Here is a 20,044-nt window from a genome sequence, read left to right on the forward strand (position 1 = left end):
AATATCGAACGTTTTGTTAAGCGGAGATGGGTGCTCCGGTCAGCTGATCGCCCACCGCGCGCAGCGCCTCGAGGTCGCAGACCTCGAACGGTAGCGCGGTCACCGGGACCATCGGCACGCGCGGATGCGCGCCGGTGAATCGGTGCAGCAGGTGCTGCTCGCGTTTGGCCGTTGCGACCCGGTCGGCGTGGATGCGCAGCACCGAGCTGGTCAGCGGATCGGATTCGGCCAGCTGGTCGGCGGCGGTGAGCGCGTGATCGGCGGGCAGATCGCTCAGCGCCGGATGCGTCCGGTTGAGCACGAGTCCCGCGAGCGGCATCTGCTCGGTGGAGAGCCGGTCGACGAAGAACGACGCCTCGCGCAGCGCGTCCGGTTCCGGGGCGGCCACCACAAGGAAGTGTGTTCCCGGCTTCGACAGCAAGGCGTAGGTGCGGTCGGCGCGGTCCTGGAAACCGCCGAACAGCGATTCCAGCGACTGCAGGAACACCGACGCGTCCTTGAGCAGCTGCCCGCCGACGACGGTGGACACGCCGCGCATGGCCAGGCTCATCGCGCCCGTGACGAACCGGCCGACGCCGCGTCCCGGCGCCATGATGAGCCGGATCATCTTGCCGTTCAGGAAGTTTCCGAGGCGCTTCGGCGCGTCGAGGAAGTCGAGCGCGTTGCGCGACGGCGGGGTGTCGACCACGATCAGGTCCCATTCCCGCTTGTTCGCCAGCTGTCCGAGCTTCTCCATGGCCATGTATTCCTGCGTGCCGCCGAAGGACGACGCGAGGGTCTGATAGATCGGGTTGGCGAAGATCTGCTCGGCCTTCTCCGGGGAGGTGTGCTCGAGCACCATGTCGTCGAACGTGCGACGCATGTTCAGCATCATCGCGTACAGCTCGCCCTTGGCCTCCGGGCCGAGCGCCACCCGCTGCGGGGAGTTGTCCAGATCCGCGACGCCGAGTGACTGGGCCAGTCGGCGCGCGGGGTCGATCGTCAGCACCACGACCTTGCGCCCCATCTCGGCGGCCCGCAGCGCGATCGCGGCGGCGGTGGTGGTCTTGCCGACGCCGCCGGAGCCGCAGCACACCACGACCCGCGCCGTGGGATCGGCGATGATCTTCGAGATGTCCAGCGTGGTCATCGCACTCCCTGCGCACTCAGGTGTTCGGCTAGTTCGTAGAGTCCGCCGAGGTCCATGCCGTCGGCCAACGCGGGCAGGTGCAGCTGCGACACGTCGACCTTGTTCAGCTCGGCCGCGCTGGCATCCTGCGCTCGCAGCCGGGCGGAGTGCTCGTAGGTCTCGGTGATCAACCCTTCGAAACTGTCCTCCGACAAGGTGATTCCGGCTCGTTCCAGTCCGGCGCGGATGGCGGCGCGGTCGATGTCGCCCTCGGCGGCCCTGTTGCGCACGTCGGTCGGCAGGAAGCTCTCGCCCGCGCGGTTCACGATCACCGTGCCGATGCGCAGGTTGTTGGCGGTGAGCTCGGCGACGGCGTCGGCGGTCTCCTGCACCGGCAGCGCCTCGAGCAGCGTGACCAGGTGAATCATCGTCTGATCCGAATGCAGCAGTCGCGACACGCCCTCCGCTTGCGAGGCGATCGGTCCGCCCTTGGCGATCTCGACCATCGCGGTGGTGACGTCGAGGAAGCTGGCGATCCGGCCGGTCGGCGGTGCGTCAACGACGATTTCGTCGTAGACCCGCTTGCCCGTGCTGTCCACGCGGACCGCGCATTCCTTGATCTTGCCGGTCAAGATGACGTCGCGCAGACCTGGAGCGATCGTGGTGACGAACTCGACCGCGCCCATCCTGCGCATCGCCCGCCCCGCGAAGCCCAGGTTGTAGAACATGTCGAGGTATTCGAGAAAGGCGTGCTCGATGTCGAGCGCGAGCGCGACCACCTCGCCGCCGCCGTCCGCGGTGGCGATTCTCGTCTCGGTCGGTGGCAGCGGCGGCAGGTCGAACAGCTGCGCGATGGACTGTCTGCTCTCGACTTCGACCAGCAGCACCCGGCGTCCGCCCGCGGCCAGTGCCAGCGCGAGCGCGGCGGCGACCGTCGACTTGCCCGTTCCCCCTTTGCCGGAGACGTAGTGCAAGCGGGCCTTTTCCGCGCGCTTCGGCCAACCCGTTTCCAGCCCCGGCTCCGCCGAAATAGGCACTGCTGTTGGTACTCCCACGTTCGCGAGCCTATAACCCGTTCTGCGATCACGCCCTAGGGATACGGTCACACTGCCGTTTTCGGCACCTTCTGTACCAGACAGTCCTTCCGGCCGCTATGATCCCGCCCGCCGTCGAGGCATATTCCGCCAAGCGAGCCCGGAACGCACGGCGCCGCGAGCTCGCCCATAAACTCACCGCATGAGTGATGTGACCCTGTGGGAGTACGCGACCGTTCCGCTGCTGACGCACGCGACCAAGCAGATCCTCGATCAGTGGGGCGCCGACGGTTGGGAGCTGGTGACGGTGCTGCCCGGCCCGACCGGCGAGCAGCATGTCGCCTACCTGAAGCGTCCGAGGCAGTAGGCCATGGCTGGCGACGCGGCCACCCCGTGGCGGAAGAACCTGGAACGGCTCGGCCTGACCGTGCCCGCGGTGGCCGCGCCCGTCGCGGCCTACATCCCGGCGATACGCACCGGTTCGCTCGTCTACACCTCCGGGCAGCTGCCTTTCGTGAACGGTGAGCTGTCGGCGACCGGCAAGGTCGGCGCCGAGGTCTCGCTGGCGGAGGCGGCCGAGGCGGCGCGGCTGTGCGCGCTGAACGCGCTGGCCGCGGTGCACGACCTGGTCGGGCTGGACGAGGTGGTGCGGATCGTCAAGGTGGTCGGGTTCGTCGCGTCCGCGCCGGGATTCACCGATCAGCCGCTGGTGATCAACGGCGCCTCGGAGTTCCTCGGTGAGGTCTTCGGCGAGGCGGGCGTGCACGCGCGTTCGGCCGTCGGCGTCTCCGAACTTCCCAAGAACACCCCGGTCGAGGTCGAACTGATCGCCGAGGTGCGTTAGACAGGTTGTCGGACAACGACTCCGAACGACCGAGGTGATGCGATGACGCCAACCCATCCCGCGTACGGGCAATTGCGCCAGGTGACGCCGACGGCGGCGGTGCTGCTCGCGGACAATCCCGGCCAGATGACCCTGGACGGCACCAACACCTGGATCCTGCGTGCGCCGGATGCGTCGGAGTACGTCGTGGTCGATCCGGGGCCCAAGGACAAGAAGCACAGCGAGGCCATCGCCAGGGTCACCGAGGGCAAGATCGCGCTGACCCTGATCACGCACCGCCACCACGATCACACCGGCGGCATCGAGCGCTTGGTGAAGCTGACCGGCACGCCGGTGCGCGCGAAGGATCCGGAATTCGTGCGCGGTGCGGACGCGCCGCTGGCCGACGGCGAGGTGATCGAGGCCGCCGGGCTACGGATCGGTGTGCTCGCCACGCCGGGGCACACCGCCGACTCGCTGAGCTTCGTGCTCGACGACGCGGTGCTCACCGGCGACACCATCCTCGGCAGCGGCACCACCGTGCTCGACTCCACCGACGGCACCCTCGCCGACTACCTCGCTTCGCTGGACCGGCTCATCGAGGCGGGTGCGGGCAAGGCGCTGCTGCCCGCGCACGGCCCGGACCACCCGGATCTGGAACCGGTCGCGCGGTACTACATCCAGCACCGCAAGGAGCGGCTCGACCAGGTGCGCGCCGCGCTCGCCGAACTCGGTCCGGACGCGGACGCCATGGCAGTGGTGCGCAAGGTGTACGCGGATGTGGACAAGCGGCTCTGGCTGGCCGCGCGCAGTTCGGTGCAGGCCCAACTGGAGTACCTGCGCGCCGAGCGGTAGCCCGACTACCGCGTCCGCCGCACAACCGGAGCGAAACACGACGGCCCGCCCGATCCAGTGGAGCGCTGGATCCGGCGGGACGAGCCGTATCGGAAGCGAGTCAGCGGGCGCGCCGCGCGAGCCGCTCGGAGTCGGAGATGAGCACGCTCTTGCCCTCGAGTCGCAGCCAGCCGCGGTGTGCGAAGTCGGCGAGCGCCTTGTTGACGGTCTCGCGAGACGCGCCGACGAGCTGGGCGATCTCCTCCTGGGTGAGGTCGTGGGTGACCCGGAGGGCGCCGGCCTCCTGCGTGCCGAACCGCTGCGCGAGCTGCAACAGCGCCTTGGCGACGCGACCGGGAACGTCGGTGAAGATCAGGTCGGCGAGGTTGTTGTTGGTGCGCCGCAGACGGCGGGCGAGCACGCGGAGCAGCTGCTCGGCGATCTCGGGCCGCTGGTCGATCCAGGCCTTGAGGGCATCGCGATCCATCGTGACGGCGCGGACCTCGGTGACCGTGGTTGCGGTCGAGGTGCGCGGGCCGGGGTCGAAGATCGACAGCTCGCCGAACATGTCCGACGGGCCCATGATGGTGAGCAGGTTCTCCCGGCCGTCCGGGGAACGTCGGCCGATCTTCACCTTGCCCGAGGTGATGATGTACAGCCGATCGCCGGGTTCGCCCTCGTTGAAAATGACATGGCCGCGCGGGAAATCCACCGGCTGCAGTTGTTTGGCGAGTGCCGCCACCGCGGTGGGCTCTACGCCTTGGAAGATGCCTGCTCTGGCGAGGGCCTCGTCCACGAATGTGCTCCTTATGGGAAATGGCTCTGGGCTGGACCGAAGCGAATCGGCCAACAGCGCAGTCTACGCGGCATTGTGGCGGCGTAGTGACAGACACCACGTAACGAGTGGATTGCGCGGCGTCCAGGTAGTGGATTCAGCTCGCTCGAGCGACGTCCAGGTCGTCGTTACGGGAACGGCGCTTACGCATCCGGGCCACCGCGGCGGGCAGTCCGGCCTTCGTCAACTCCTTGACCTCGGCGTTGCTGGCCCTGTCCAGGTACTGCTGAACCTCCGGGTCGGGTTCGAGAAGTTTGCGGAGCCGATTCTCGACCCGCTCCATCAGCAGTGCGAACAGCATCAACACCACTGGGAAGAGCACCACAGCGAGTCCTTGCATATCGAGGAGTAAACACGCTGAAGGTCTCAGATGGAACACGGCAGGAGATCTGAGCGGGCACCTTGTCGGAGCGGTTCCGTATGGTGGACGCGTGCGCGTCTCCCCGTCTGTGACCGATTCGAACGGCTCTTCCGCTGGCGATGGAGCGACCGATGCGCAACCACTCTCCGTGACCGTTCCGAGACGGAAAACCCGCACGCGACAGGCGGAAACGAAGCTGGGACTCGTCCGGAGGGCGCGGCGGATGAACCGCACTCTCGCCGCCGCTTTTCCCGACGCGCACTGTGAGCTGGATTTCACAACGCCGCTCGAATTGGCCGTCGCGACAATCCTTTCCGCGCAGTGCACCGACGAGCGCGTGAATCTCACCACTCCCGCCATCTTCGCCAAGTACCGCAGCGCGCGCGATTACGCCGAGGCCAACCGCGCGGAGCTGGAGGAATACATCCGGCCGACGGGGTTCTACCGGAACAAGACGAGCTCGCTGATCGGCCTCGGGCAAGCCCTGGTGACCGAACACGATGGTGAATTACCTCACACCCTCGCCGAACTGGTTAAGTTGCCGGGCATCGGCCGCAAGACTGCCAACGTCATCCTCGGCAACGCCTTCGACGTGCCGGGCATCACGGTCGACACGCATTTCGGCAGGCTGGTTCGCCGGTGGGGTTGGACCACCGAGGAAGACCCGGTCAAGGTCGAGCACGCGGTCGGCGAACTCGTCGAGCGCAAGGAATGGACAATGTTGTCCCATCGCGTGATCTTTCACGGTCGGCGGGTGTGCCATGCCAGGAAGCCGGCGTGCGGTGCGTGCGTCCTCGCCGACGACTGCCCCTCGTTCGGCGCCGGGCCGACCGAGCCGGAGCTCGCGGCGAAGCTGGTGAAGGGTCCGGAGCGCGAACACCTGCTCGGGATGGTCGGCCTGTGAGATCACGGGCCGCGGACCGAACGCCGCGGAAAGAGGATTCCGGTACGTCGAGGTTCCCCTCCGCGATGCGCTGGGCGCTGGTCGGCTTGATCGTGGTCGTCGCCGCGGTGATCGCGCTGTGGCCGCGCGGCGGCGGCGAGGACGCCGCGTCGGATTCGCGATCCGCCCCCGCGCAGCAGGTCCCCGCGCAACTGCGCGCCGATGCCGCGCTCGCACCCTGTCCGCTGCCCGCGCCGGGCGCGACGGGAGCGGGACCGCTGGCCGGGATCACGCTGACCTGCCTCGCCGACGGCGCGCCCGTCGACCTCGCCGCGGCGCTCGCGGGCAAACCCGCGCTGCTCAACCTCTGGGCCTACTGGTGCGGACCGTGCGCCGAGGAGTTGCCGTACCTGCGTCAGTACGCCGAGCGGGCGGGTACGGCAGTCACCGTGCTCACCGTGCACAGCGATCCCGAAGAGGCCAAGGCGCTGTTGCGCCTGACGGGATTGGACGTGCACCTGCCCGGTGTGCTCGACGGCGCCGCGAAGGTGCGCGCCGCCGCCGGTGCCCCTGCCGTGCTGCCGATTTCGCTGCTCGTTCGCCCGGATGGTTCCCTTGCACAGGTTGTCGTGCGAACGTTTACCGGCGTCGACGACATTGCCGATACGGTGGCAACGGCGCTCGGAGTGCGGGCGTGACGGCGCGCGTGGTCGAACACGATGTTTGCGACGCCGTGAGAAGGTCTACACCGCAAGACATCTCGCAGCGTCTGTTGCGGGCGGACAGAACGGTTGTGGAGGTGGTGGTGCGCAGGTTCACCGGGGGAGCGGCATGACGATTCCGCTGCCGACCGACATTCCGCACTGGCTGCGCCGGGCCGTCGAGCCCGCGCACGCCGACGCGAGTGACACGTTGACGATCGCGCGCGCCCTGCGCCGAGCAATGACGATCACCGGCGAGCCGCGCCAGGCCGCCGTGCTCGTGCTCTTCAGCGGTTCGACCGAGGACGATCCGACGGCGCCCGGCGGGCTGCCCGCCGACGCCGACGTGCTGCTGACCCAGCGCGCGTCGACGATGCGCCAGCACAGGGGGCAGGTCGCCTTTCCGGGCGGCGCGGTCGATCCCGAGGACGAGGGTCCGATCGACACCGCGCTGCGCGAGGCGTGCGAGGAGACCGGCGTCATGCGCGAGCACGTCCAGCCACTCGCGGTGCTGCCGAAAGTCTTCGTGCCGCCGTCGCGGTTCGACGTGACACCGGTCGTCGCCTACTGGCGCACGCCCGGTGAGGTGCGGGTGGTGAACCAGAGCGAGACCGAGCGGGTGGTGCGGGTGCCGCTCTCCGAGATGCTCGACCCGGCCAATCGCTTCCTCGTCCGCGGCAGCCTCGGCTACCAGAGCCCGGCCTTCCAGGTCGACGGCATGCTGGTCTGGGGACTGACCGGCGGGATACTCGCGGGCATCTTCCAGTCCGCGGGCTGGGAACTGGAATGGGACCGCGACGACGTGCGGGACCTGGAATCGGCGCTCGCCGCAGTGGGGATGACCTTATGAGCTCCTCGGCCTGGCTCGACATCATCGTGGTGCTGCTCGCCTTGGCCGCGGCCGCCTCCGGCTGGCGGCAGGGCGCCGTCGCCTCGGCGCTGGCCTTCCTCGGCGTCGTGCTCGGCGCCGTCGCCGGCATCCTCATCGCGCCGCACATCCTCGTGCACGTCGACGAGGGGCGGACCAGGGTGCTCACCGGTGTGCTGCTCATCGTGCTGTTGGTGATCGTCGGCGAGGTCGCGGGCATGGTGCTCGGGCGCGCCGCGCGCAGCGGGATGCGGCATCCGTTCACCCGCAGCGTGGACAGCGTGGTCGGCGCGATGCTGCAGGCGGTGGCGGTGCTCGTCACCGCGTGGCTCTTGGCGCTGCCGCTGGCCACCTCGTCGCAGCCCGCGATCGCCACCGCGATCAACGGTTCCCGGGTGCTCGCCGACGTCAACCAGGTCGCGCCGAACTGGCTGCGCAAGGTCCCCAACGAATTCTCCAAGCTGCTCAACACTTCCGGGCTGCCGGACGTCATCGGTCCGTTCGGCCGCGCGCCCATCGCCGCGGTCGAGCCGCCGGATCCGAGCGTGCTCGCCAGCCCCGTCGCGGCCTCGCTGCAACAGAGCGTGCTGCGCATCCGCGGCGTCGCGCCGAGTTGCCAGCGCGCGCTGGAGGGTTCGGGCTTCGTCATCGCGCCGGAGCGGGTGATGACCAACGCGCACGTGGTCGCGGGCACCACCAGCGTCGCGGTGGACACGCCGCGCGGACCGCTGGACGCCAATGTCGTGCTTTTCGATCCGTCCAAGGACATCGCGGTGCTCGCGGTGCCCGGCCTGACCTCGCCGGTCGTGCCGCAGGCCCCGGCTCCCGCACGCTCCGGCGACAGCGCGATCGTGCTCGGTTACCCGGGCGGCGGACCGTACACGGCCAGCGCGGCCCGCGTCCGCGAGACGCTCGACCTCACCGGCCCGACGATCTACCGCAACGGCACCGTCGAGCGCGAGGTCTACACCGTCCGCGGCCTGGTGCGCGCCGGCAACTCCGGCGGCCCGCTGGTGGACACCGAAGGCCAGGTGCTCGGCGTCGTCTTCGGCGCCGCGGTCACCGACGACGACACCGGCTACGTGCTGACCCTCGACGAGGTCCGCTCCGACCTCGACGCGGCCCCCACCGCCAACCTCCCCGTCGACACGGGAGCCTGCGTACTCAGCTGAGTACGGTGAACGCCCGGGATCGCGTCCGGGTTGGTCCGACCAACCCGGACGCGACAGTCGCGGGGTCCGTCAGCCTGATTTCAGTTGCACGGTCGTCTCGTAGCCGTCGATGAAATTGTCGCCGTTGTCGTATGCCCTGAGGACGACTGTGGCCTCGCCATCTTGCCAGGCGAACGGGTGATCCTCGGTGCTGCGCTGGTAGAAGCCCTGCTGCCAGTTGCCGTTGTTGCATGCCGTAGGACGCGAGAGGGCGTTGTTGCCCTGACGGAGCACGACCTCGAGACTGGACACCCTATCGGCGCAGGTGCCCTGCAGGTACGCGACTTCTCTCGATCCGTTTATCTCGCCGGGGGAATGGACGGTGGCCACGGGCTGAGCTTGTTCGGCGTTCGCGACACTCTGCATACCGCCGCCGATAGCGAAGGCGGCAACAGCGAGTACTAACGCCCTGACACGGGTGTGAGACAAGTGCCTAGCCTTTCTGGTCACTGATCAGATTGCCGACCGACAGGGGCAGGCGGATTCGACGCCATTCGGCGACCCCATCCCCCGCCCACGGGAGTAGGTCGATATATAGCGAGCGGCAATGACTTTAGCGGTCTACGTCGAAGTATCAGGTCACACCGGTTCGCGCGGCGCTGTTGCCTGCGTCGCGGCCGATCTGGGTGCGAATCCGAGTGCGGTGGCGCCGTGTCGTCACTTCCGTCGGTGGCGCGCCCAGAGCAAGGGATCGTCGGCGGGTAGGCGTCGAGCACCGCGGCTGAGCGGTACCGCTGTCGGCGTCCAGCCCACATTGCCGGCACGGTGCAGGGACGCCGATTTCAGCCGAGGAACTTGGCCAGTTCCGCGGTGACGACGTCCGGGTTCTCCTGGTGGGCGAAGTGGGCGGCGTTCGGCACGGTGACCATGCGGCGGTGCGGTGACCAGCGCAGGCCGCGGTGGAAGGTGGCGCGGAGCAAGTAGTTGTCGGCTTCGCCGCGCATGGCGAGCACCGGGATGGCGATGGGGACGCGGACGGTGGCCATGAAGCGGCGGCCGTCGGGGCGCCACTGGCTGCGGAACGCCCAGCGCTGGTATTCCAGCGCGCAGTGCGCGGCGCCGGGGATCTGGATGGCCGAGCGCATGCGCCGGGCCGCGTCCACGAATTCGGCGGTCCCCGACCAGGATCCGGTGACGCGCTGCCGCAGCAGGCGTTCCACCTCGAATCCGTCGTGGGTGGTCAGCCGGTATTCCGGATAGCGGGGCAGCTGGTAGCGCAGGAAGTTCGGCAGCCACGCCCTGCGCTGCCGCCGATCGCGCAGCACGGCGCTCTTCAGCGCGCCGGGGTGCGGCGAACTCACCAGCGCGATGGCGCGCACCAGCCGCGGGTGCAGAACCGCGGTGGCCCAGCAGACCAGCCCGCCTTCCGCGTGGCCGACCAGCGCGGCCTCGGTGTGCCCGAGCGCGCGAATGAGTCCGGCGACGTCACCGGCGAGGGTCCAGCCGTCGTAGCCGCGCGGCGGTTTGTCGCTGTCGCCGTAACCGCGCAGATCCACCGCGACCGCGCGGAAACCCAGCTCGGTGAGCCCGGTCAGCTGGTGCCGCCAGGACCACCAGAAGTCGGCGAACCCGTGCAGCAGCACCACCAGCGGTGCGTCGGTGCGCTCGGGCGCGGCCTCCACGACGTGGAATCGAATGCCGTTGGCATGAACGTCCCGGTGGGTCCACGGACCGTCGTAACGGACGGTGGACGGATCCGGAAGGAAGTTCGACGACACGCCGACCGAGCCTAGTGGTCGGCGCGCGGCGCCGCGACGACGACCCGCACGGTCAGTTGGTGCGCTTTTCCAGCGCCAGGTGCTCGTCGTGCGCGCCGGCGCCGAACCCGCTCGGCAGCACGGAGCGCGCCTGCTTCAGCGAATCGATCGTCTTCTCCGGCGCGCGCAGCTTCTTCACCCGCCGATAACCGAGGAACGCGAGAACCGCGGTCGCGACGACCATCAGCAGGAACACGATCAGGAACGCGGCCCACCTGGCCAGCCACACGTCGAGCAACTCGCCGAGGAAGAAGAAAAAGAAGAAGGTGCTGAACAGCAGCACGGTCAGCGCGAGGATGAAGTAGACGCTGCCCTGCAGGCCCTTCTTGATCTCGCCGGTGACCTCGGCCTTGGCCAGCTCGACCTCGGCGCGCACCAGAGTCGACATCTGCTCGGCCGCGTCGCGGACCAGGGTGCCGAAGCTGGCGGAGCCGATCGGGTTGGCATCGGTCAGCGGAATGGAGGTGACCGTGCGCCCGCTCTGCGCGTCGTTCCCGTTACCGCCCTGGGTGAAACTCACTTGGTCGACCCTTCTCCCTGTCCCGGCACTGCTTTCAGCTCCGTCACGCAGGCTACCGCCTGCGGGCCCGTCGCTCGCGTGGTGTTCCCGCTGCGGCTCGCTCGCGCCGCTTTCACTCTTCCGGTTCTAGCGCACGAGCCGCGCGCCGCGCCTGGTGGACACGCCCACGCCGCAACAGTAGCGCCGAACCGGCGAGCGATGCCGCCATGGAGGTCACCAGCACCGCGGCTTTCGCCAAATCGACGGCCGATCCGTCGCCGACGTCGGACAGCGCGAGCTCCGCCACGAGAAGGCTAACCGTGAACCCGATCGCGCCGAGCACCGACAGCGCGAACATATCGCGGTATTCGAGATTGGCCGGCTTCTTCGCGATGCCGAACCGTATTGCCATCCAGCTGATCCCGAAGATGCCGATGGTCTTGCCGAGCAGCAGACCGAGAATGATGGCCAGCGAGAGCCGGTCGGTGAACAGCTCGCCGAAGACCTTGCTGTTCAACGGGACTCCGGAAGCGAACAACGCGAACAGCGGCACGCACAGCCCGGCCGAGATCGGCTGGAACCGATGCTCCCACCGGGTCGCCGGCGCCTCCTCTTCGTCGGGATCCGTGCGCACCCTGGTCAGCAGGCCGAGCGCGACACCCGCCAGCGTCGGATGGATGCCCGCCTCGTGCAGCGCATACCAGGCGACCAGCGCAAGCGGCACGTACACCACCGGCGAGGCGATCCGTCGGTGCTGGGCCAGCGCCCACACCGCGAAGCACGCCGCGGCGGCGAGCAGCCAGAGCAGTGCGAGTGTGGTGGTGAACAGCACCGCGATCAGGATGATGGCCAGCAGATCGTCCACCACGGCAAGACTGAGCAGGAAAACCCGCGCGCCCGCCGGAATCCGCGAACCGGTCATGGCGAGCACGGCCAGCGCGAAGGCGATGTCGGTGGCGACCGGGATGGCCCAGCCGCGGTCCATGCCTTCGACGCCGAATCCGACTATCGCCGCGATCAGCGCGGGCGTGACCACGCCGCCGATCGCGGCGATGATGGGCAGCGCGGCGCGTTTGCGGTCGGCCAGCTCACCGACGACGAGCTCGCGTTTGAGCTCGAGCCCAGCGACGAAGAAGAAGACGGCGAGCAAACCGTCCTTCGCCCAATCGGCAAGTGTCAGCTCCAGGTGCAGCGGCTCGAGCGGCAGCACCGTCTCGGTCATGGTGACGTAGCTGTCGGCCCACGGGGAGTTGGCCCAGAGCAACGCGACAGCCGCCGCGACGAGAAGCAGGGCGCCACCGACTGTTTCGGTTCGCAGGTAGCGAGCCAGTTCGGAGCGCACCTGATTGATCACGGAAAACCTCTCGGCCGGGCGGGCAGAACCGCGGACCCGCGACCGAGCCGTTCCGGCTCACACCACCTGCCCGCACGCCGACCAGACTTCCCGGCACACCTGACGCAATTCTAACGGCTACCCCCCGTGACAAGATCACCCACCGGCCGTACCCTGCGCCCTTCCGGTGCGCACTTCGCAGAGCCGCCACACGCTTCGCAGGGGATGCACCCACTGCGAAGCGTGCGAACCGTCTGCGAAGAAGCTCAGGCGCGGCTTGCGCGGATCGCCTCGAAGACGTTCGGGTCGACGAGGGTGGAGGTGTCGCCGAGTTCGCGGCCTTCGGCGACGTCGCGTAGCAGGCGGCGCATGATTTTGCCGCTGCGGGTTTTGGGGAGTTCGGGGACGACGTGGATTTCGCGTGGTTTGGCGATGGGGCTGATTTCGCGGGCGACTTCGGCCTTCAGTTCGTCGACGAGCGCCGCGCCCGTGTCTTTGGCTTCGGCGGTGAGGATGACGAAGGCGACGATGCCTTGGCCGGTGGTGGGGTCGGTGGCGCCGACGACGGCGGCTTCGGCGACGCCGGAGTGTCCGACGAGGGCGGATTCGACTTCGGCGGTGGAGATGCGGTGGCCGGAGACGTTCATGACGTCGTCGACCCGGCCGAGCACCCACAGGTCGCCGTCGGAGTCGAGCTTGGCGCCGTCACCGGCGAAGTACCAGCCTTGTTCGGCGTAGCGCTCCCAGTAGGTGGCCTTGTAGCGCTCCATGTCGCCCCAGATGCCGCGCAGCATGGACGGCCACGGCTGGTCCAGCACCAGGTAGCCGTTGGCCTCGGTCTCCCCGCGCTGCACCGGCTTGCCCTCTTCGTCGACGACCTGGGCGGAGATGCCGGGCAGCGGGGTCATCGCGGCGCCGGGCTTGGCGGCGGTGACGCCGGGCAGCGGGGAGATCATGATCGCGCCGGTCTCGGTCTGCCACCAGGTGTCGACGATGGGCGCGGTGTTCGCGCCGACGACCTCGCGGTACCAGCGCCACGCCTCGGGGTTGATCGGCTCGCCGACCGAGCCGAGCAGCCGGATGCTGGACAGATCGTGCGCGGCCGGGATCTCGCGGCCCCATTTCATGAAGGTGCGCACCAGGGTCGGCGCGGTGTAATAGATGGTGACGCCGTACTTTTCGACGATCTGCCAGTGGCGGTGTTCGTCGGGGAAGTTGGGGGTGCCTTCGTAGACGACCTGGGTGACCCGGTTGGACAGCGGTCCGTAGACGATGTAGCTGTGGCCGGTGACCCAGCCGATGTCGGCGGTGCACCAGTAGACGTCTTGGCCGGGTTTGTGGTCGAAGACGTAGTGGTGGGTGTAGGAGGCTTGGGTGAGGTAGCCGCCGGAGGTGTGCAGGATGCCCTTGGGTTTTCCGGTGGTGCCCGAGGTGTAGAGGATGAACAGCGGGTGCTCGGCGTCGAAGGGCTGCGCCTCGTGCTCGGTCGAGGCCTGGGCCACGGTCTCGTGCCACCACAGGTCGCGACCTTCGGTCCACGGCACCTCGATGCCCGTCCGCCGCACCACGAGCACGTGCTCCACGCTGTGTCCATTTTCGCCCGAGCGGGGGCCCTCCGTGGTTACGCGGGCTTCCTCCTCCGGGCCCTGACCGTTCGGGCGGGGCGGCACATCGCCGTGTGCGAAAAGCGCCTCGTCCACCGCCTCCTTGAGCGGCGCGGACTTGCCGCGGCGCCACTGCCCGTCGGTGGTGATGACCAGTCGGGCGCGTGCGTCGTCGACCCGCTGGCGCAGGGCGGTGGGGGAGAAGCCCGCGAACACCACCGAGTGGGTCAGCCCGAGCCGGGCGCAGGCCAGGATGGACACGATGGCCTCGGGGACCATGGGCATGTAGATGGCGACCCGGTCGCCCGCCTCGAGCCCGAGCTCGGTCAGGTAGTTGGCGGCCTGGGACACCTCGTCGAGCAACTGCCGGTAGGTGATTTCGCGCGAGTCGCCAGGTTCGCCTTCCCAGTGGATCGCGACCTGATCGCCGTGTCCGTCCAGGACGTGGCGGTCCACGCAGTTGTAGGCGACGTTGAGCTGTCCATCGACGAACCACTTGGCCACCGGCGCGACGCTCCAGTCCAGCACCCGGTTCCATTTCCGATGCCAGTGCAGTCGCTCGGCCTGTTCGGCCCAGAACGCGTCGCGATCGTCGGCGGCCGCCCGGTACAGCGAGGCGTCGGCGTTCGCCGCGGCGGCGAACTCCGCGCTGGGCGGATACGAGTCCCGGTGGTCGGCGGTGGTTTCGGTCATCACGTCTCTTCTTTCGCGTCGGCTCTGCCCACCCTCGACCCTAGCCAACTGTGACCTACGCCGCGCCGAGGAGTACGCACCGGGCTGGGTCCCTTCGGTGGCATAGTTTCGGTGTTTCGCCGATGTTGCCGCGTTGGTAACAAGTGAAACGAACATAGGGCGATCCGATGACAAGCTCACCCGCCGATGGCTAACGTCGCTGACATTCCGAGGCGGGACGTGTGGGCACGCGCTGGAGAGGATTACGGGGCGCAGGCCGCACAGCCGCCTTCGACCTTCTCGAAATCGGGAGTACGCGTTGCGATTCCACAGAGTTACCGCGCTCGCCGCGGCGGTCTTGCTGGCCACGAGCCTAGGACTGTCCGCATGTTCCACCGATGACGGAGCCGATGCCGACATCGTCACCGTCAACGGCGCCGAACCGCAGAACCCGCTGGTGCCGACCAATACCAACGAGAACATGGGCGGTCGAGTGGTCGACCGGCTCTTCGCGGGGTTGAAGTATTACGACGCCGACGGCAAGGCGCACAACGAGATGGCCGAATCGATCGAGACCACCGATCGCAAGAGCTACCGAATCACCCTGAAACCGAACTGGAAGTTCACCGACGGCACGCCCGTGACGGCCAAGTCCTTCGTCGACGCGTGGAACTACGGCGCGGTCGGCACCAACGCGCAGCTGCAGAGCTATGTCTTCTCGCCGATAGTCGGTTTCGACGAGGTGTCCGCGGAAAAGCCCACCGCGCAGACGATGTCGGGTCTGAAGGTGGTCGACGACCGCACCTTCACCATCGAGTTGAAGGCCCCCTCCATCGATTTCGAGAGCGAACTCGGCTACGCGCCGTTCTATCCGCTGCCGGAGGCGGCGTTCAAGGATATGCAGGCGTTCGGGCAGAACCCGATCGGCAACGGCCCGTACAAGTTCGCCAACGCGGGCGCGTGGGAGCACAACGTCAAGATCGATCTGGTGCCCAACCCGGACTACCAGGGCGGACGTCCGGCCAAGAACAAGGGCCTGCGGTTCGTGATGTACCAGTCCTTCGACACCGCGTACGCCGATCTGCAATCCGGCAACCTCGACGCGCTCGACACCATTCCGTCCAGCGCGCTCTCGGTGTACAAGCAGGAACTCGGTGATCGCGCGATTTCCAAGCCGGTCGCGCAGAACCAGCACATCGGCGTGCAGTCCAACGTCCCGCATTTCGCCGGCGAGGAGGGCCTGCTGCGCAGGCGCGCGATCTCGATGGCGATCAACCGGGAACAGATCTGCGAGAAGATCTTCCACGGCACCCGCATTCCGGCCCGCGATTTCACCGCGAGCACGCTGCCCGGCTTCGACGGCAACTTGCCCGGTTCCGAGGTGCTGAAGTACAACCCCGAGGAGGCCAAGCGGCTGTGGGCGCAGGCCGACGCCATCGCGCCGTGGTCGGGCCGCTACGAGATCGCCTACAACTCCGACGGCGGGCATCAGGCCTGGGTCGAGGCGGTGGCCAACAGCGTCAAGAACACCCTCGGCATCGACGCGATCGCGGTGCCCTATCCGACCTTCAAGAACATCCGCGACGAGGTGAACGCCGAGACCATCGGCAAGTCGTTCCGTTACGGCTGGCAGGGCGACTATCCGACGATGCTGCAATTCCTCACCTCGCAGTACTACAGCTACTCCGAGACCAACAACGTCAACTACGCCAACCCCGAATTCGACCGCCTGCTCGACGCCGCGCTGGCCGCGCCCACCCAGGAGGAGTCCTACCGGCTCGTCGCCCAGGCGCAGGCGCTGCTCATCCGCGACATGGCCGATATTCCGGTGCTGGATTACGTTGCGGCGGCGGGTCATTCGGATCGAGTCAGCAACGCGCGGCTGGCGTGGAACGGCCTGTTCGACTTCGAGAACATCGAGAAGTAGCCGCCGCGGAAGCCGGAGGGAAATATGGCTTGGTATGTCCTGCGGCGTCTGCTCCAGATGATCCCGGTGTTCCTCGGCGCGACGCTGCTCATCTACGCGATGGTCTTCCTCATCCCCGGCGACCCGATCAAGGCGCTGGCCGGTGAGAAGCCGCTCACCCCGGCCGTCGAGGCTCAGCTGCGGGCCAGGTATCACCTCGACGAGCCGTTCTTCATGCAGTACCTGCTCTACCTGAAAGGCATTCTGACCTTCGATTTCGGCACCGCCTACTCAGGCCGTCCGGTCCGCGACGAGTTGGCGCGCGCCTTTCCGATCACGATCCGGCTCGCCTTCATGGCGGTGTTCATCGAGGGCGTTTTCGGCATCGTGTTCGGTCTGATCGCGGGGTTGCGCAAGGGCAAGCTGTTCGATTCGACGATGCTGGTGGCGAGTCTGGTCATCATCGCGGTGCCGGTGTTCGTCATCGGTTATCTCGCGCAGTTCCTGTTCGGGGTGAAGTGGGGTATCGCGCCGACGACCGTCAGCGGGAAGGCGAGTTTCGCGGAACTGCTGTTGCCCGCGTTCGTGCTCGGTTCGCTCTCGTTCGCCTATGTGCTGCGGCTGACGCGAAACTCGGTGGCGGAGAACATGTCCGCCGACTACGTGCGCACCGCGACCGCCAAAGGGTTGAGCAGGCGGCGCGTGGTGACCGTGCACATCCTGCGCAATTCCATGATCCCGGTGGTCACCTTCCTCGGCGCCGACCTCGGCGCGCTGATCGGCGGGGCCATCGTCACCGAGGGCATCTTCAACATCCCCGGCGTCGGCGGCACGCTGTACCAGGCGATCCAGCGGGTGGAGCCGCCGACGGTCGTCTCGTTCGTGACCGTGCTTGTGGTGATCTTCCTGATCGCCAACCTGATCGTGGATCTGCTCTACGCCGCACTCGACCCGAGGATCCGCTATGCCTGAGCTGGAGAAAGACGTGAGCAGGCCCGGTCAGGAGTACTACGTCGCGCCGCCGGACGAGGTCGAGGTGCTGGCCACCGACCGCGTCGACGCGTCGGGCGAGCCGACGAGCATCTGGGGCGACGCCTGGCGGCAGCTGCGGCGCAATCCGATCTTCCTCGTCGCGGTCCTGTTGATCGTGGCGGTGACGGTGGTCGTGCTGTGGCCGGGCTTGTTCACCGATCAGGACCCGCGCCGGTGCCTCGGCGACGACATCATGGCGCCCCCGCGCCCAGGGCACCCGTTCGGTTTCGACCGGCAGGGCTGCGACGTCTACACCCGCACCCTCTACGGCGCGCGCGCCTCGGTGCTGGTCGGGCTCGGTGCGGCCGCGTTGTTCGTGCTGATCGGCGGCACGCTCGGCGCGTTGGCCGGGTTCTTCGGCGGAGTGCTCGACGAGATCGTCTCGCGCATCGCGGAGATCTTCTACGCGATCCCGATGGTGCTCGCCGCGATCGTCCTGCTCCAGATGCTGCGGCCCGCGACCATGTGGAACGTCGTCCTGGTGCTCGCCTCGTTCACCTGGCCGCAGGCGGCACGCATCGCGCGCGGCGCGGTCATCGAGGCCAAGAACAGCGAATATGTCACGGCGGCAAAGGCGTTGGGTGTCTCGCGGACGGGAACGCTGGTGCGGCACGTGCTGCCCAACGCGGCGGGGCCGCTCATCGTGGTCTCCACCATCTGGTTGGGGGTCTTCATCGTCGCCGAGGCGACGCTGTCGTATCTCGGTGTCGGTCTGCCGCCCGACATCGTGTCCTGGGGCGGCGACATCGCCAGGGCCAAGAACGATCTGCGGACCTCGCCGATCCTATTCTACCCCGCCGCCGCGCTGGCCATCACGGTGCTGAGCTTCATCATGCTCGGCGACGCGGTGCGCGACGCGCTCGACCCGAAGGCGAGGAAGAGGTGAGCGCCGCGATGCCGGACCGTCCGCTGCTCGAAATCCGCGACCTAAACGTCTGTTTCAGCGCCGAGGGCAGGCAGGTGCCCGCCGTGCAGGACGTGAGCCTCGCGGTGTATCCGGGGCAGACCGTGGCGATCGTCGGGGAGTCGGGGTCCGGGAAGACAACGACCGCGCACGCCGTCATCGACCTGCTGCCCGGCACCGGGCAGGTCACCTCGGGGTCGATCGTCTTCGACGGCAAGGACCTCACCAAGGCGTCGAAGAAGGAGATCGTCGCGGTGCGCGGTCGCGGCATCGGGCTGGTGCCGCAGGATCCGATGTCCAATCTGAATCCGGTGTGGAAGGTCGGCTTTCAGGTGCGGGAGACATTGGCGGCCAACGGGATCGCCAAAGGATCGGCGGCGGCGAAGCGAGCCGTCGAACTGCTCGAGGAAGCCGGTATGTCCGATGCCGCCCGCCGGGTGAACCAATACCCGCACGAATTCTCCGGCGGCATGCGGCAGCGGGCGCTGATCGCGATCGGGTTGTCGTGCCGCCCCAAGCTGTTGATCGCCGACGAACCGACCTCGGCGCTCGACGTCACCGTCCAGCACCAGATTCTCGACCATCTCGATTCGCTGACCAGCGAACTGGGCACCGCCGTCCTGCTCATCACGCACGACCTCGGACTAGCCGCCGAGCGAGCCGAGCACCTGGTGGTGATGTATCGCGGGCGGGTGGTGGAATCCGGCCCCGCGCTGCGCATCCTGCGCGATCCGCAGCACACCTACACCAAGAAGCTCGTGAACTCCGCGCCCTCGCTCGCCTCGCAGCGGCTCTCGGCGGTGCGCAAGCGGATCGAGATCCGGGAGCAGGCGGTGGAGGTGGCCGAACAGGGCGCCGCGGTCGAGTCGGCCGATGTGGTTGTCGCCGAGCGCCTCACGAAGGTGTTCCCGATCCGCGGTGGGGCGCCGTGGAAGTCGTCGGAGTTCCGCGCTGTCGACGAGGTGTCCTTCCGGCTGCGCCGCGGCACAACCACGGCCATCGTCGGCGAATCCGGGTCGGGCAAGTCGACCGTCGCGCAGATGGTGCTAGGCCTGCTCGCGCCGACCTCCGGCGCGGTGACCTTCGACGGACGCGACGTCGCGAAGCTGGATCGCAAGAGCGCCTTCGCGTTTCGTCGGCGCGTGCAGGCGATATTCCAGGACCCGTACGGCTCGCTGGACCCGATGTACTCGATCTTCCGCACGATCGAGGAGCCACTGCGCACGCACAGGATCGGCACCTCGAAAGAGCGCGCCGCGACGGTGCGTGACCTGCTCGACAAGGTGTCGTTGCCCGCCTCGGTGCAGCGGCGCTATCCGAACGAGCTGTCCGGCGGTCAGCGTCAGCGGGTCGCGATCGCGCGGGCGCTTGCGCTGTCGCCCGAAGTGGTGGTCTGCGACGAGGCCGTGTCCGCGCTGGACGTGCTCGTGCAGGCGCAGATCCTGAATCTGCTCAACGACCTGCAGGCCGAGCTGGGTCTGTCGTACCTGTTCATCTCGCACGACCTGGCCGTTGTGCGTCAGATCGCCGACAACGTGCTGGTCATGCAGCAGGGCAGGGTGGTCGAGGCGGCGAGCGCCGAGGAGGTCTTCGACCATCCGCGCGAGGACTACACGCGCAGGCTGCTCGACGCGATCCCCGGGCGGGATCTGCTCGCGGGGTGAGGCGGGCGCGCAAGT

Annotated in this window: 20 protein-coding genes; 11 read left to right on the plus strand and 9 right to left on the minus strand. The window is 68.0% G+C overall.

Annotated features, from left to right (window positions below; all coding sequences use genetic code 11):
* Positions 1-16 precede the first annotated feature (16 nt).
* Positions 17-1,129: an ATPase BagB gene (bagB, locus tag CRP45_RS27755; protein WP_067790218.1), complete on the minus strand. Its 1,113-nt coding sequence runs from the start codon at positions 1,127-1,129 to the stop codon at positions 17-19.
* A complete protein-coding gene (gene bagA / locus CRP45_RS27760) occupies positions 1,126-2,145 on the minus strand; it encodes an ATPase BagA (protein WP_097247698.1) in 1,020 nt (339 codons plus the stop codon). Before bagA ends, bagB begins: the two co-directional genes overlap by 4 nt.
* 199 nt (positions 2,146-2,344) lie before the next feature.
* Here bagA and sp36 point away from each other — a divergent pair, with 199 nt between their 5' ends.
* From sp36 to CRP45_RS27775, 3 genes are read left to right on the plus strand one after another with little or no spacing between them, the layout of a single operon-like run.
* Complete coding sequence (gene sp36 / locus CRP45_RS27765; RefSeq protein WP_085999251.1) at positions 2,345-2,509, plus strand: Sp36 family protein; 165 nt, start codon at positions 2,345-2,347, stop codon at positions 2,507-2,509.
* Between the two features lie 3 nt (positions 2,510-2,512).
* On the plus strand, positions 2,513-2,986 hold the full coding sequence (locus tag CRP45_RS27770; RefSeq protein WP_097247699.1) for a RidA family protein: 474 nt from the start codon (positions 2,513-2,515) through the stop codon (positions 2,984-2,986).
* A 42-nt stretch (positions 2,987-3,028) separates the two neighbouring features.
* The gene (locus CRP45_RS27775; protein ID WP_097247700.1) at positions 3,029-3,820 is read left to right on the plus strand and encodes an MBL fold metallo-hydrolase; all 792 of its coding nucleotides are present in this window, start codon (positions 3,029-3,031) and stop codon (positions 3,818-3,820) included.
* A 100-nt stretch (positions 3,821-3,920) separates the two neighbouring features.
* Here CRP45_RS27775 and CRP45_RS27780 read toward each other — a convergent pair whose 3' ends face one another.
* The gene (locus CRP45_RS27780) at positions 3,921-4,595 is read right to left on the minus strand and encodes a Crp/Fnr family transcriptional regulator (RefSeq protein ID WP_019044571.1); all 675 of its coding nucleotides are present in this window, start codon (positions 4,593-4,595) and stop codon (positions 3,921-3,923) included.
* 136 nt (positions 4,596-4,731) lie between these two features.
* Positions 4,732-4,959 (minus strand): hypothetical protein, encoded by a 228-nt coding sequence (locus CRP45_RS27785; protein WP_084483326.1) that lies wholly within the window; start codon positions 4,957-4,959, stop codon positions 4,732-4,734.
* 259 nt (positions 4,960-5,218) lie between these two features.
* Here CRP45_RS27785 and nth point away from each other — a divergent pair, with 259 nt between their 5' ends.
* From nth to CRP45_RS27805, 4 genes are all read left to right on the plus strand, one after another.
* Positions 5,219-5,899, plus strand: a complete 681-nt coding sequence (gene nth / locus CRP45_RS27790) for an endonuclease III (RefSeq protein ID WP_179831043.1) — start codon at positions 5,219-5,221, stop codon at positions 5,897-5,899.
* 65 nt (positions 5,900-5,964) lie between these two features.
* Positions 5,965-6,576 (plus strand): TlpA family protein disulfide reductase, encoded by a 612-nt coding sequence (locus CRP45_RS27795; RefSeq protein WP_097247701.1) that lies wholly within the window; start codon positions 5,965-5,967, stop codon positions 6,574-6,576.
* 133 nt (positions 6,577-6,709) lie between these two features.
* Entirely contained in the window at positions 6,710-7,429 is a 720-nt protein-coding gene (locus tag CRP45_RS27800) for an NUDIX hydrolase (RefSeq protein ID WP_097247702.1), read from the plus strand.
* Positions 7,426-8,619 carry a MarP family serine protease gene (locus CRP45_RS27805; protein ID WP_097247703.1) on the plus strand — a complete coding sequence of 398 codons (1,194 nt, stop codon included), beginning with the start codon at positions 7,426-7,428 and terminating at the stop codon, positions 8,617-8,619. The genes CRP45_RS27800 and CRP45_RS27805 overlap by 4 nt, the downstream gene beginning before the upstream one ends.
* Positions 8,620-8,688: 69 nt before the next feature.
* On the opposite strand, the gene CRP45_RS27810 is transcribed toward CRP45_RS27805, so the two are convergent.
* The 5 genes from CRP45_RS27810 to CRP45_RS27830 form a co-directional block, all read right to left on the minus strand.
* The gene (locus CRP45_RS27810; protein ID WP_143861560.1) at positions 8,689-8,988 is read right to left on the minus strand and encodes a hypothetical protein; all 300 of its coding nucleotides are present in this window, start codon (positions 8,986-8,988) and stop codon (positions 8,689-8,691) included.
* Positions 8,989-9,440: 452 nt separating this feature from the next.
* Positions 9,441-10,376 carry an alpha/beta fold hydrolase gene (locus CRP45_RS27815; protein ID WP_097247705.1) on the minus strand — a complete coding sequence of 312 codons (936 nt, stop codon included), beginning with the start codon at positions 10,374-10,376 and terminating at the stop codon, positions 9,441-9,443.
* Positions 10,377-10,428: 52 nt separating this feature from the next.
* Positions 10,429-10,935, minus strand: coding sequence for a phage holin family protein (locus CRP45_RS27820; RefSeq protein WP_067790187.1), 507 nt, complete (start codon positions 10,933-10,935; stop codon positions 10,429-10,431).
* Positions 10,936-11,047: 112 nt separating this feature from the next.
* Positions 11,048-12,268 (minus strand): Na+/H+ antiporter NhaA, encoded by a 1,221-nt coding sequence (gene nhaA, locus CRP45_RS27825; RefSeq protein ID WP_097247706.1) that lies wholly within the window; start codon positions 12,266-12,268, stop codon positions 11,048-11,050.
* A 245-nt stretch (positions 12,269-12,513) separates the two neighbouring features.
* Positions 12,514-14,544, minus strand: coding sequence for an acetate--CoA ligase (locus CRP45_RS27830; RefSeq protein WP_097247707.1), 2,031 nt, complete (start codon positions 14,542-14,544; stop codon positions 12,514-12,516).
* 298 nt (positions 14,545-14,842) lie between these two features.
* Here CRP45_RS27830 and CRP45_RS27835 point away from each other — a divergent pair, with 298 nt between their 5' ends.
* The 4 genes from CRP45_RS27835 to CRP45_RS27850 are packed head-to-tail and all read left to right on the plus strand — an operon-like array spanning position 14,843 to position 20,029.
* The gene (locus tag CRP45_RS27835) at positions 14,843-16,450 is read left to right on the plus strand and encodes a peptide ABC transporter substrate-binding protein (RefSeq protein WP_245910508.1); all 1,608 of its coding nucleotides are present in this window, start codon (positions 14,843-14,845) and stop codon (positions 16,448-16,450) included.
* A 24-nt stretch (positions 16,451-16,474) separates the two neighbouring features.
* Positions 16,475-17,401, plus strand: coding sequence for an ABC transporter permease (locus tag CRP45_RS27840; RefSeq protein ID WP_067790179.1), 927 nt, complete (start codon positions 16,475-16,477; stop codon positions 17,399-17,401).
* The gene (locus CRP45_RS27845; RefSeq protein WP_097247708.1) at positions 17,394-18,347 is read left to right on the plus strand and encodes an ABC transporter permease; all 954 of its coding nucleotides are present in this window, start codon (positions 17,394-17,396) and stop codon (positions 18,345-18,347) included. Before CRP45_RS27840 ends, CRP45_RS27845 begins: the two co-directional genes overlap by 8 nt.
* 8 nt (positions 18,348-18,355) lie before the next feature.
* Positions 18,356-20,029 (plus strand): dipeptide ABC transporter ATP-binding protein, encoded by a 1,674-nt coding sequence (locus CRP45_RS27850; protein WP_097247883.1) that lies wholly within the window; start codon positions 18,356-18,358, stop codon positions 20,027-20,029.
* Positions 20,030-20,044: the final 15 nt, after the last annotated feature.

This window comes from Nocardia amikacinitolerans (genome assembly GCF_900215415.1).
In the GTDB taxonomy this organism is placed as follows: domain Bacteria; phylum Actinomycetota; class Actinomycetes; order Mycobacteriales; family Mycobacteriaceae; genus Nocardia; species Nocardia amikacinitolerans.

Excerpts from the sequence above, each read along its gene's own strand:
- CRP45_RS27800 (WP_097247702.1), top strand. The coding sequence starts at position 6,710 with ATGACGATTCCGCTGCCGACCGACATTCCGCACTGGCTGCGCCGGGCC.
- sp36 (WP_085999251.1), top strand. The coding sequence starts at position 2,345 with ATGAGTGATGTGACCCTGTGGGAGTACGCGACCGTTCCGCTGCTGACG.
- CRP45_RS27770 (WP_097247699.1), top strand. The coding sequence starts at position 2,513 with ATGGCTGGCGACGCGGCCACCCCGTGGCGGAAGAACCTGGAACGGCTC.
- CRP45_RS27805 (WP_097247703.1), top strand. The coding sequence starts at position 7,426 with ATGAGCTCCTCGGCCTGGCTCGACATCATCGTGGTGCTGCTCGCCTTG.
- nth (WP_179831043.1), top strand. The coding sequence starts at position 5,219 with ATGAACCGCACTCTCGCCGCCGCTTTTCCCGACGCGCACTGTGAGCTG.
- CRP45_RS27845 (WP_097247708.1), top strand. The coding sequence starts at position 17,394 with ATGCCTGAGCTGGAGAAAGACGTGAGCAGGCCCGGTCAGGAGTACTAC.
- CRP45_RS27840 (WP_067790179.1), top strand. The coding sequence starts at position 16,475 with ATGGCTTGGTATGTCCTGCGGCGTCTGCTCCAGATGATCCCGGTGTTC.
- CRP45_RS27850 (WP_097247883.1), top strand. The coding sequence starts at position 18,356 with ATGCCGGACCGTCCGCTGCTCGAAATCCGCGACCTAAACGTCTGTTTC.
- CRP45_RS27830 (WP_097247707.1), bottom strand. The coding sequence starts at position 14,544 with ATGACCGAAACCACCGCCGACCACCGGGACTCGTATCCGCCCAGCGCG.
- bagB (WP_067790218.1), bottom strand. The coding sequence starts at position 1,129 with ATGACCACGCTGGACATCTCGAAGATCATCGCCGATCCCACGGCGCGG.
- CRP45_RS27775 (WP_097247700.1), top strand. The coding sequence starts at position 3,029 with ATGACGCCAACCCATCCCGCGTACGGGCAATTGCGCCAGGTGACGCCG.
- CRP45_RS27795 (WP_097247701.1), top strand. The coding sequence starts at position 5,965 with ATGCGCTGGGCGCTGGTCGGCTTGATCGTGGTCGTCGCCGCGGTGATC.